This window comes from Mycobacterium sp. UM_CSW (assembly GCF_000455205.1).
Lineage (GTDB): Bacteria > Actinomycetota > Actinomycetes > Mycobacteriales > Mycobacteriaceae > Mycobacterium.
Genome location: NZ_AUWQ01000082.1, coordinates 1 through 11685, shown reverse-complemented (window position 1 = coordinate 11685; position 11685 = coordinate 1). Strand labels below are relative to the sequence as shown.

At 70.2% G+C, this 11685-nt stretch carries 7 protein-coding genes and 1 pseudogene; all 8 read right to left on the bottom strand.

Features of this window, described 5'->3' with window-relative positions; all coding sequences use genetic code 11:
* A partial coding sequence (locus N415_RS24360) for a PPE family protein (RefSeq protein ID WP_152531552.1) occupies window positions 1–909 on the bottom strand: 909 nt, incomplete at its 3' end.
* 2 nt (window positions 910–911) lie between these two features.
* A complete protein-coding gene (locus N415_RS24355) occupies window positions 912–1220 on the bottom strand; it encodes a PE family protein (RefSeq protein WP_068187468.1) in 309 nt (102 codons plus the stop codon).
* 2 nt (window positions 1221–1222) lie between these two features.
* Window positions 1223–5203 (bottom strand): type VII secretion protein EccCa, encoded by a 3981-nt coding sequence (gene eccCa, locus N415_RS24350; protein WP_068187467.1) that lies wholly within the window; start codon window positions 5201–5203, stop codon window positions 1223–1225.
* On the bottom strand, window positions 5200–6798 hold the full coding sequence (gene eccB, locus N415_RS24345; protein WP_068187466.1) for a type VII secretion protein EccB: 1599 nt from the start codon (window positions 6796–6798) through the stop codon (window positions 5200–5202). The genes eccCa and eccB overlap by 4 nt, the downstream gene beginning before the upstream one ends.
* Window positions 6795–8648 carry a type VII secretion AAA-ATPase EccA gene (gene eccA / locus N415_RS24340; RefSeq protein WP_068187465.1) on the bottom strand — a complete coding sequence of 618 codons (1854 nt, stop codon included), beginning with the start codon at window positions 8646–8648 and terminating at the stop codon, window positions 6795–6797. The genes eccB and eccA overlap by 4 nt, the downstream gene beginning before the upstream one ends.
* A 170-nt stretch (window positions 8649–8818) precedes the next feature.
* Window positions 8819–10330, bottom strand: coding sequence for a PPE family protein (locus N415_RS24335; protein WP_068187464.1), 1512 nt, complete (start codon window positions 10328–10330; stop codon window positions 8819–8821).
* A 107-nt stretch (window positions 10331–10437) separates the two neighbouring features.
* Window positions 10438–11340, bottom strand: a complete 903-nt coding sequence (locus N415_RS24330) for a class I SAM-dependent methyltransferase (RefSeq protein ID WP_068187463.1) — start codon at window positions 11338–11340, stop codon at window positions 10438–10440.
* Between the two features lie 10 nt (window positions 11341–11350).
* Window positions 11351–11685 (bottom strand): annotated as a pseudogene (locus N415_RS24325) (hypothetical protein); the annotation flags it as partial.

Genomic DNA, 11685 nt, shown 5'->3' with positions numbered 1-11685 from the left:
GGCGACCGGCCACACCGCGGAAGCGGTTGACGCGAGAGCAGGCGCGGCGACCGCCCCCGCCGCAATCGGCGCCGCGATCGGGGCAAGCTCGCCCAGCGGCAGCGTGATCTGTCCCAGGCTCAGGCTCACCCCGAGGGACAGCGCCATGAGCATGGGTCCGTATGTGGCGATCGGTGAAATCACCTCGTAGGCACCGAAGAAAATCAGCGGGGCGTAGGCCACCAGCGCCGCAGCGGGATTCGTGGCGAACGCGGTGATGATCTGTTGCAGCGTCCCAACCGGATTCTGCAGCAGCCCCGAGAATTGACTGGCCCCTTGCTCGTAGAAGTTCACGACCGACGACACCGGGTTGCTCTGCGCCGCCTCGTTCTGATTCACGATGTTGGGAGCCGGCGCGGTGCGCGGCGCCGAGGCCAACGCCCCGCCTGAGACGGCCTGGTAGGCGCCCATTGTGGTGGCGGCCTGCACCCACATGCGGAGGTAGTCGGCCTCGTTGAGCGCGATCGGGATCGTGTTGATTCCAAAGAAATTGGTCGCCAGCAGGACGCCGTGGATGACGTGGTTGGCGGCCAGCTCCATCAGGGTCGGCATCGCCGCCAGCGCGCTGGTGTAGGCCGCCGCGGCGACCTCGTGCTGTGCCGCCACGCCCGCGCTGTCGGCGCTGGCCTGCTGCAGCCACGCCAGGTACGGGGCGTGCGCCGCCACGTACTGCTCGGCGCTCGGCCCCTGCCACGCGCCCGCCTGTACCGCGCCCAAAAGCCCGCTGAGTTCGCCCGCCGCCGAGGCGTATTCGGCGCTGAGCGCCGACCAGGCCCCGGCGGCCGCAAGCAGCGACCCCGGTCCCGGACCGGTGCTCAGCAACGCCGAATGCACCTCCGGCGGCGAAGCCATCCAAACGGGCGCGGTCATTCCTAGCCGCCCGCCACCCCGTAGGTCGCGGCCGCCGCCGCGTCACCGGCGAGATAGCTTGCGCCCGACTCACCCACGCCCACGCCGGCGCGGCCCAACTCTTCGACACCTTGGGCGGCGATGGCGGCGTGCTCCTGCCCCTGGGCGCTGAATCCCGCGGCGGTCTGCAGCGACACCGGATCAGCCGCTGGCGGCACCACCGCGGTAATCGCCGGGACCGCCGCGGCGTGCGCGGCCGCCAGCCGCGCCGTCAGCGCCTCCACGGCCGCGCTGGTCGCGGCCAGCCCCTCGGGAACCACTCGCAACGTCATGACTAACTCCCCTTCTGTTGCGTATCACCAAACATGGCGGCCTCACCGACTAGCGGGTTGACCAACTGCACATACGTCGGAATGTCGCTGTCGCCCAACAGAACCGCGCGGCCGGCCGGCATCCGGCCAAACCGCTGGCCCCGGATCTTGCCGCTGTCTTGCGGGTTGCCGGACAGCATCAGCGTGGTCGCCTGCAGGTCGTTGAAGCGGCGCAGCAGCGGGCTGGTCATCAGGCCGTGGGCCGAACCGGTGGCACGCGCCGTGACGATCACCCGCAACCCCAGATCGCCGGCCTGCGAAAGCTGGGCGATCAGCGGGGTCCACGGCCGCTGCCCGATGTATGGCCCGCTCATCGCCGGTGTGTCCGGGATCTGGTCGACGTCGTCGATGATCAGGTAATGGGTGTGGCCGCGGTAGGTCCAGCGGGACAGCTCCGCGGGTGACAGACCGGCCGGGGGCCGCCGCGACTCGATGATGTTGGCCAGACCCAGCATCGCGGGGGCGACCCGGTCGATGTTGGCCGTGTATTCGTTGTCCGGGAACAACGGCTCGTCGACCAGGTGTAGCCGCCGATCCAGCACCGTGAAGGCCACCTGGTCGGCGGTGGAGTGCTCGCGGATGGTGCGGATGACGTGGCGCAGCAGCGTGGTCTTTCCGGACCTGCTGTCGCCGAACACCATCAGCAGTGGGTTCTCGGCGAAGTCGAGGACGACGGGAGCGAGGTCCTCTTCGCGCTGACCGATGACCACCTTCTCGGCGCCGCGGTAGAGCGGTCCCAGCGCGTCGGGCGCGAGGTTGGTGGGCAGCAGCCGGACCGGCGGCGCGGAGACCCCGGGGTAGCGGGCGTTGATGGCGTCGATCTGGTCCAGCTGGGGCGCCGCGAACAGGAAATGCTCTGCGGCCATGGTCAATCCGCGGCCCGGCTGGTCGTGCGGGACGGCGTCGGCCGGGCGGCGCAGCTCGCCGACCACCCGCACGTTGCTGTCCCGCGCGTCGTGCAACTTCAGCTCGAGCCGCAGCCCGAGGCCGTCGCGCATCGCCAGCGGCACCTCCAGCCAGCTCGGCGTGGTGATCACCACGTGGATGCCGTAGGCGAGGCCGACGTTCACCAGCTCGGTCACCTTGGCCAGCAACGGATTACGCGTGTTGAACTGATCGGTGTTGTCCCGGCCGAAGGCATAGAGGTTGTCGATGACCAAGAACACCTCGCCGTAACCGTCGTCGGGGGCGGAGCCGTCCTTTTCCCGGAAAGCCTCGCGCTGCTGGCGGGACAGCAGCAGCTGCTCCAGCTCGCCGAAGGTGCGGCGGATGCGTTCGGGTTCCAGCGCCGACGCGACGCTGCCGACGTGCGCCAGCCCGTCCAGCGCCCGCAGCTGTCCGCCGCCGTAGTCCAGGCAGTAGAACGTGACCTCGCGGGGCGAGTGCAGGTTGGCCGCCGACAGGATGAACGTCTGCAGCGCGGTCGATTTCCCTGACTTCGGGCCGCCGTGGATCACCATGTTCCCGGCCGATGAGGCGGCGTCGAACACCAGCGGGTCGCGGCGCATCTCGAACGGCTTGTCGATCTCGCCGAGCGGCCACCGCCATTGCCCGTGCGGCACGCCGGCGCGGGCCAGCACCTCGGTGAGCGGGATCGGTTCGTCCAGCGGCGGCAGCCACAGCTGCGGCGCCCGCGGGCCGTACCCCGCCAGTTGTTCGCCGATGGTCGCGATCAGCTTGCGCGGCGGGCCGGCGTATTCCTCGTCCTCGCCGGTGGATATCACGGTGCCGTGATCGGGCTCCACCATCCCGGCCGGGAACAGCTTCGGCTCGGGATTCGACTGCACCACAAGGGATTTGGTCTTCTGCGGCGGCTCGTAGATGCCGTCGACGTAGGTGCTGCGGAACTTGATCGGGGCGGCGCCGGGGGCGGGCACCAGGAAGCCCTCGCCCTTGTGCTCCTTGCCGGACTCGATGTGATAGGCGTCCTCGACGCCGATGATCTGCCGGGACACGCTGGGGCTGGCCACCTTCAACCCGATGCGGTAGGAGGTGTTCTTGTCGATGTCTTTGATCTTGCCCACGTCCAGGGTCTGGGACGCGAACAGGATGTGGATGCGGAACGAGCGGCCCTTGCGGGCGACGTAGTCGAACAGCTCCGCGTACTCCGGGTGGTCGGCCAGCATCAGGGTGAACTCGTCGGCAACCACGAAAAGCGTTGGCAGCGGCGGCAAGTCGTGCCCGGACGCGATGGCGTTCTCGTACTCTGTAACGGAGTTGAACGCGCTGCCCTGAACCCGCCGCCCGGCCTCGCGCAGCAGCGTCTCACGCCGCGCCACCTCGCCCCGCAGCGTGTCGGCGAACCGGTCGGCGAGCGACTTCTTCTCGGCCATGTTCGAGATCACCGCGACGACCTGCGGGAAGTTCCGGAAGCTGTCGGCTCCCGCCTCGCCCTTGAAGTCGGCGTAGATGACGATCAGCCGGTCGGCCGAGTGGGTTGTCAACAGCGACAACAGGATCGACATCAGGGTCTGCGACTTCCCGGAGCCGGTCATACCGATCATCAGGCCGTGCGGGCCCATTCCGCCCTCGGCCTCGTCCTTGAGGTCGAACATCAGCGGCTCGCCGGTCGCGGTGACGCCGATCGGAACGCGCAACTCGTCGTCGCGGCGGCGCGGCGCCCATAGCGTGGGCACGTCCAGCTGCGACGCGTCCGGGATGCCCAGCAGCGTGGTGAAGGTCGCGCCGCGGGTGGCGGCGGAGCGCAATCCGGCGTGCGTCGGGTTGGAGTCCCACCGCGACAGCTGACGGGCCAGGTGCGCGGCCTCGGCGGCGCCGAGTCGATCGGCGTTGTCGATGTACGGCTGCCAGCCGCCGGTCTGCCAGCGCTCGATAGCGCCGCGCGTGACCCGCAGGATCGGCTTTTCGGGATCGGAATACTGCTCGCGGTGCGGTTGCGTGGCCGAATAGTGCACGACGGTGACGCCCGCCCGGCCCAGCGCCAGCGCCGAGGCGTTCAGGTCGTAGTCGGGGTCGTCCACGACGATCAGCAAGTGCCGCAGCGCATCCGCGGGCTCACCCGTGAACGCGGGCCGGTCGGCGAGCGTGGGCCCCAGCATCGCGACGAGCTCGTCGGCGTCCGTCGACAGGAAGCGGGCCGGTCCGACGCCGTCGAGCTCGCCGGGAATGTCGACGTGCGGCAACCACTTCAGCCAGGACCAGTCCGGGCCCTCCAGGTCGCGGGCGGCCAGCGCGACGCCGAGCACGGTCGGGTCGTGCCACGTCACGGCCTGAGCGATCCAGGCACGCAACGCCGCCCGCGCTTCGTCTTCGGCGCTGCCGGCGCCGATAAACAGAGTGATCCGCGACACCTTCGTCAAGTCGATACCGGTCGGCACGTCGCGCACGGTGCGCTGGGTGTCCAGCAGGCTGCGTAATGCGCTGTGCGACACCGGTTCCAGGTCGATCTCGTCGGCGGTGTCGTTGACGCGCAGCGCGGTGTCGAGGGGCACCTGGTGACGTCCGGCCCGCAGCACCAAAAAGTCGGGATCGTGCGGGTCACGCTCCCACTGGCGGCGCGACCCGGGCACCGCCGCGAGGCCGGCCGGGTCCGGGTGGGACCACTCGGCGGCCGCCCGCTGCTGGGCGGCCTGCGTTCGGATGTTGTCCCGGACCACCGACAGGTAGCGCAGGTAGTCGGCCCGTTCGGCGTCGACCTCCTCGGTGCGCGTCTTGTTGTCGTTGCCGCGATAGAGCGCGGTCGCCGCGAGCAGCAGCACGAACGGGAAGAACAGCGTCTGCGGGGAGATCACCCGCATCCCGGTGGCAACGAGCGCCACCACCATGCCCACGATCAGGAGCACCAGCACGTACGGCATCGCGCGACGCAGAAACGACGGCGGAATGACCCGGGGCAGCTCCGGGGGCGCCTCGATGGTGATGGTGCCCTTGCGGGTGGCGGGCGGCGCCAGCCGCCGGCGCGCCTCGAAGATCAGCCGGCTCATCGGCCCTCCCCCTCCGCCGAAACCGGGCGCCCGGGCCTGGCGTCGGGCGCCAGGCCGTCGTGGGCCAGCAGCGCGTCGGCGCGCGACAGTGTCGGACCCGGCGCGAACAGTGACAGGACCGACCACGGCACGGGGACCGCAGGCGGGTTCAGGCCCAGGGCCTCAACGGTTTTGCTGCGGACGGCACCGTCACCGGTTTCCGTGTCGATGCCGTAGCGCACGCCGGTGTCGGAGACCCAGAACAACGATCCGGCGGCCGGGGCGGCCGGCCCGCCGCCCACGGTCTGCGTGAAATAGCCGGTGCCCGGCGCCAGGGCGACGCGGGCCGCGACGCCCGGGGCGCCACCACCGACCAGGTCGACGGTGCGTATCCCCTCGGACACCGGCAGCACCGAGCCGGAGAGCAGGCCGAGCGAGCTGGTTGCTGCCCCGGCCGGCTTGCTCCAGTGGGCGCAGGTGACGGGATCCTTGGCCGCGTCGATGAGGGCGACCTGCTGGTCGGGGTAGCGGGTCGTGTCGAGCATCCGCGACACCGGCAGCTTGGACACCTGGTCGGCGCCTAGCCGCGGCGGTTGGTCGAGGCCATAGGAATTGGAATTGCGCAGGATCGCGGCCAGCACGGGCGAAACCTGCTGCAGGCCGTCGGGCAACACCGCGTAGTAGCGCTGGTTCTGCTCCAGCCCGTAGGAGACGATTACGCCGCCGATCGGGGCCGGCACCGAAAAGCCCGCGGGTGCACCGGCATTCGGGATCGACGGCGGCGCGAGCGCGGGCGACTCGGGGATCGCGTTGAACAAACCCTGTGCGATCGGCCGCGCCGCGGGTACCTCGACACCGAGGCCCAGCGCGTTGGTCACCGCGTGGTTGGCCAGGTCGATCTGGCTGCGCTTGCCGTCCCAGAGCAGCCAAGTGCCGGTGCCGTTATCGACCAGGATGCCTTGATTGGGGTGGATCGCGCCGGCCCGCGCGCCGTCACCATCGGGGCGACCGGCGACCACCGTGACACCCGTGCTGTGGGCGCCGTGCGACGTTCCGCTCACCGCGTCGCACACCGTCCAGTCGGCGTCGCGCGAGGCGTTCTGCACCATTCGCTCCGGCGCGCCCGGAATGCCGATCAGGTTGCCGCGCGGAAACCGGTCCAGCTCAGAGCTTTTCACCGTGGTCGGGTTGACCGGCTTGCCGACGATCAGCCGGGCCGAGGTCAGGTTGAGCACCGGGTGCAGATCCTCGCCCACCCGCACGTACAACGCGGCGGTCGACCGGTCGGCAAGCACCGCGTTGTTACCCGCCGAGCCGCTCGGCCGGATCAGCGAGAACACGAAGCAGCCCGCCAGCCCGGTGATGAGGATGAGCGCGCCCATCAGCACCGCGCGCGACTGGGTGCGCAGCGGGTCGACGAGCATCCTGGTGTCGTGCAGGGCGATGCCGGAGGCGATCCGGCGCATCACGAAACGCCAGCCGGTCACCTGGTGGCGCGTGACGAAGCCGCGCCGGTATTCCACCCTGTCGGGATTCTCGTTGACCGGGGTTCGTGAGGTAAACGAACGCCGAGCACCTGCCCATTCGCCGTCCGGCTCATGATTGGTATTGGTCATGCCGGCACCGACAGCCCCAGGCCGCGCAGCAGCGGCTCCACCGACTTCTCGACGTCCTGGTCGGTGATCGTCATCAGCTCCTCGTCACTGAATTCCCCGGTTCCGGCGTGTTCGGAGTGGTCGAGCCGGAATTCTCGTTCCTCCTCGGAGCGTTCGACGATGTTGCGGACGAACCGGCCGTTGCCCGCGATGTCGAGGTTGCGCCGCGAGATTCCGTTGGCGTCGGGCGTGGAGTCGGTGGCCAGCTTCGAGAACAGGGCTTCCATGTGCTCGAGCGCGGCGGGCTCGAAGACACTGTCGCGTTGCTCGGCCATCTTGTGCGCGATCTCCACCAGCTCACCGGGCGTGTAGGAGGGAAAGTCGATGTTGCGGGTGAACCGGGACCGCAGGCCCTCATTGGTGTCGAGGAACTTGTCCAGATCGGCCCGGTAGCCGGCGATGATGACCACCAGCCGGTCGCGGTCGTTTTCCATGCGCGCCAACAGGGTGTCGATGGCCACCAGCCCGAAGTCGTTCTTGGCGCCGGTGGCCACCAGGGCATAGGCCTCATCGAGGAACAGCACCCCGTCCAGGGCGCTGTCGATGATCGCGTTCGTCTTGGCCTCGGTCTCGCCGATGTGCTGACCGATGAGGTCGGCGCGATGCACCTCCCTGATGTTCTCCCGCTTCAAAAGGCCCAGGCCGCAATAGATCTTGGCGACGACGCGGGCGATGGTGGTCTTACCGGTCCCGGGCGGCCCGGCGAAGACCAGGTGGTGGGTGCGCTGCGCCACGGCGAGCCCGCGCTGCTTGCGCACCAGCTCCATGGCCACCGAGCTCTTCAGCCGGGACACCTGGTTCTTGACCTCGTCGAGCCCGATGAACTCGGCGAGCTGGCGTTCGGCCTCGTGCAGCAGCGCGGCCTTGCGCTCGTGGGCGGCCGGGTCGATGAAGTCGTCGGCGCTGGGCTCGGTGGCGGGATCCCAGGGATCGGTGCGGGCCTCGATGCGGGCCGCCGTGGTGGTCACGATCCCAAAACTGGTGTCGGACAAGGCCTGTTCGATCTGCTCGTTGGCGGGGTGGGCCGCATACAGGTCGTGCAGCACGTCGCTCGCCGACTCCTCGTCGACGTGCGCCCGCAGCACCAGCGCCTTGGCCAGCGCGCCGTCCACCGCCGCGACGGCGACGGGTCCGTCGGGTTCCTCGAGGTAGGACAGCGCGGGCGCGAACATGCCCAGGCGGGCCAGCGCGGTCCCCAGTGTGACCTTCGCCGCGTGCGAGAAGGTCTCGTCGAGGTCGGCGTCATTGACGATCGGGGTGAGCAGCTTGACGACGTCCGACCAGCGCTCGGCGCGGTAGTTGATGACGACGGCCACCCAGCGGGCCTCGCGCCAGCTCGGGCGGCGTTCGATGAGGCCGGCGACGATCCGGTCCGCGTCGGCAAACCGTCCGTCGGTTGCCAGCGCCGCCGCGTAGGCGAGGTGGAGATCGTCGGGCGTGACGGCGCGGAATTGGAGGTACAGCCCGGTCTCGTAGCGGAAGCCCAGGGCGCCGGGCGCCAGTTCCACGTGGCGCTGCAACGTGCCGGCCGTGGCCGCGGTGCGTGAGACGGCCTCCAGCACACGCAGGGAGATGTCGCCGGCGGCGGCGAGCCCGGTCCAGGCGTCGCATTGATCGTGGGCGATGCGCGTGAGCGCGGTGAAGCCGGAGCGGGCCGCGGCCAGGTCAGCCGGGCGCTGGCGCTCATACACCGAGATCCCCAGGGCGCGACAACATGTCGCGAACCGGCTGACGATATCGGCGTCGACCCTGCCGTCTGGACGAGAATGCGTAGGCCGGGCTGCGAGCACGCCGGCGTCACCGCGTTCCACGGCTGTTACTTCCCATCTATGTAGCTTCCCCTAACCTAACCTGCCTGAAGTTAGCATTGCCTAAGCTTGTTGTCGAGGCGCCCCCGGCTTACGCGCGTTGCGCCACCGCCTCCCCCTTCGCGGCCGCTGACCTGGACATTCCGCAGCAGGACCACCTCGACCAGCTGAGCTTACTGAAAATCGTTTTCATTATCAAAAGCATCCGGAGGCCAAGTTTGGGGCATCATCGGCACCGACGGGCCGCCGCCGAACTCGTCGCCCGCCAGGGTGGCCAGGCCCGCCGCCGGCGCCACCTGGGTGCGGGCGGTTCCGGCGAAGCCCAGTGGCCCCACGCCGACGTCGGACGCGGCCGTCGCGGCCGTGTCGAAACCGGGCTCGTCGTCCGTCTCCCACTCCGGATCGGCGTACTCGTACCGGTAGCCGCGGTGGTGGTCGTTCATCGCCGCCCGCCGCCGCCGGCGCGCCCGTTCCTGTTCGCGCGCCGACGCCCCGGCGACAGCCGCGGCCGCCGCGCTATCGGGCTCGGGTGTTTTCCGCTGAGCGCCGGTACCCATGCCGGTGCCGGTCCCGATGGTCGGCCCGCCCACCAGGTAGGGGAAGGGGCCCCCGGCAACGCCCGCGGGGGGCGGTGGCGGGACCCCGGCCGCCACCGACGCGGCGGCCGGCGCGGGAGCCGGGGCCGGAGCCGAAGTCGGGGCCGGGGCGGTGGAGGCAACGGCTACAGCCGGGGAGCCGGCGGGCGCCGGCATGGCGGGCGCGTCGGGCACATGTGCGGTCACCACGGCGGGGGCCGGGCCGGGCTGGATCCCCGACAGCCCGCTCAGGCCGGCGAACCCGGCCAGCGAACCGGCGCCGAGCGGCGTGATGAGCGCGAGCGGGATAACCGCCTGCAGCTGCGGGAAGGTGTCGATGACTTCCCCCACATGAGTGAATTCGTCCGCAACCAGTAGCGGGACGTCGTTCTCGACCTGGGCTATGGACTCGGCGGGGTTTTCAGGGAATTCCTCGAGGTCGCGGCCCAGCGTCTGGGTAACTTCGGTGAGCCGGTTGACCCACCAACTCCATTGCGTCGGGTCACCGCCGTCGTTGTCGATGATGTCTCCGCTGTCGCCGGTGTCGCTGCCGTCGCTGTTGTCATCGGCGGCGTGCAGGATCTGCGGCGCGGCATCGGTCTGCGGCGCCGACGCCACCGCCGTGCCGGCGACGGTCTGGTAGGTGGCCATGGTGGTGGCCGCCTGGATCCACATCCGGACATAGTCGGCTTCGTTCAGCGCAATGGGAATCGTGTTGATGCCGAAGAAGTTCGTCGCCACCAGCACCGCGTGGATCGTGTGATTCGCGGCCAATTCCACCAGGGTGGGCATCGCGGCCAGCGCGGCGGTGTAGGCGGCGGCGGCGGTCTCGTGCTGGGCGGCCACCGATGCACTGTTGGCGCTGGCCCGCATCAGCCAGGCCAGGTAGGGCACGTGCGCGGCCGCATATTGCGCCGCGGTGGGCCCCTCCCACGCCCCGGCCTCGACCGCGGCCAGGATGGACGCCAGTTCGTCGGCGACGGACGCGTACGTCGCGCTCAGCGAGCTCCATCCCGCGGCGCCGGCCAGCAGCCCGCCGGGTCCCGGACCGCTGCTCAGCTGCGCCGAATGGATCTCCGGCGGCGACGCCATCCACACGGGCGCGGTCATAGCGACGACTCCTTAACGATCCGGGCTGGACTTGACGGCCGCGTGGGCTGTTGGGCGGCGTCACGAGCCCGTAGGAGTAGTCGCTAGTTGGAGCGGGAAAGTTCCCGTCAGTCCTTGACGGCGCTCACCAGGGTGTTGCGGGCGATCATCGGCCCGGCTTCGGTGTCCGGGCCGGGCACCGGGCGCCCGACCTGTCGCAGGTAATCGGCGAGCGGGGTGCCGACGGCCGTCCATCCGCGCCCGCCGAACCACTCCGCGGCCGGCGCGTGCTGCTCGTTGTAGACCAACTGGAAGAACAGGCGCCGGTCGCCGTCGGCGGCGGCGCGCTCCTCCTCGACCGCGGCCTCGAATTCCTCGGGCGCGAGCGGCGCGCCATCTTCGATCGCGACGTGGCTGCCGTGGCCGGCCAGGCCGTCGATGCCGGTGAACAGCTGCTCCTGCGCGCTGGCCGGCAGATAGATCAGCAAGCCCTCGGCGATCCAGGCGGACGGCTTGGCCGCGTCAAAACCGCTGTCCCGCAAGGCCTGCGGCCAGTCGTCCCGGAGGTCGACGGCGATCTCGCGACGGTCGGCGCGCGGTTGGGCGCGGTGCTCGGTGAGCACCTCGCGCTTGAAGTCCAGGACCTGCGGGCGGTCCAGCTCGAAGATCGTCGTGGCGCCCGGCCAGTCCAGCCGGTAGGCGCGCGAATCGAGCCCGGCAGCCAGGATGACGACCTGCCGCACGCCCGCCTCGGCGGCCCTGCGGAAGTATTCGTCGAAGTACCGGGTGCGGGCGCCCTGGAAGTTGACGAAATGCACGCCGAAGTCCTCGGACTTCAGCGGGTGGTCGGGGTCCTTGCCGTCGAGCACGTCGGCCGCGTGACCGCCGACGGCCCGACAGAACAACTCCGCGTACGGGTCGACGGCCAGTGGGTCGGGCTTCTGCGCCTCCAGCGCTCGGGCGGTCGCTACGAACAGCGCCGTCGAACCGACACTCGTTGTGATGTCCCAGGTATCACCTTCGCTACGCACTCAACCGACATTACGCCGACGGTTTCTGACGGCCCGCCGTCGCCGCCGCGTCCGGGTCCCAGGTGCCCGGCAACATCGGCGCCCTTAAGCCGCCACCCAATTCGCTGCCACCCAGTGTGGTTAAGCCGGCCGCCTCGGCGACCGCCTCCCGCGGTGCCGTGCCGGCAAACCCCAGCGTGCCGCCGCTCCGTTCGGACGCCGTCGTCGACGGCGGCTCGTCCCAGTCCGGGTCGACGTCGACGTTCATATCGAGAAATTCGTCGCCGTGGTCGTGCCGCTTGGCGCGCCGGCGCCTGCGCGCTCGCGCCGCCTCCCGCGCGGCCGCCGCTGCCGCCGCGGCCGCCG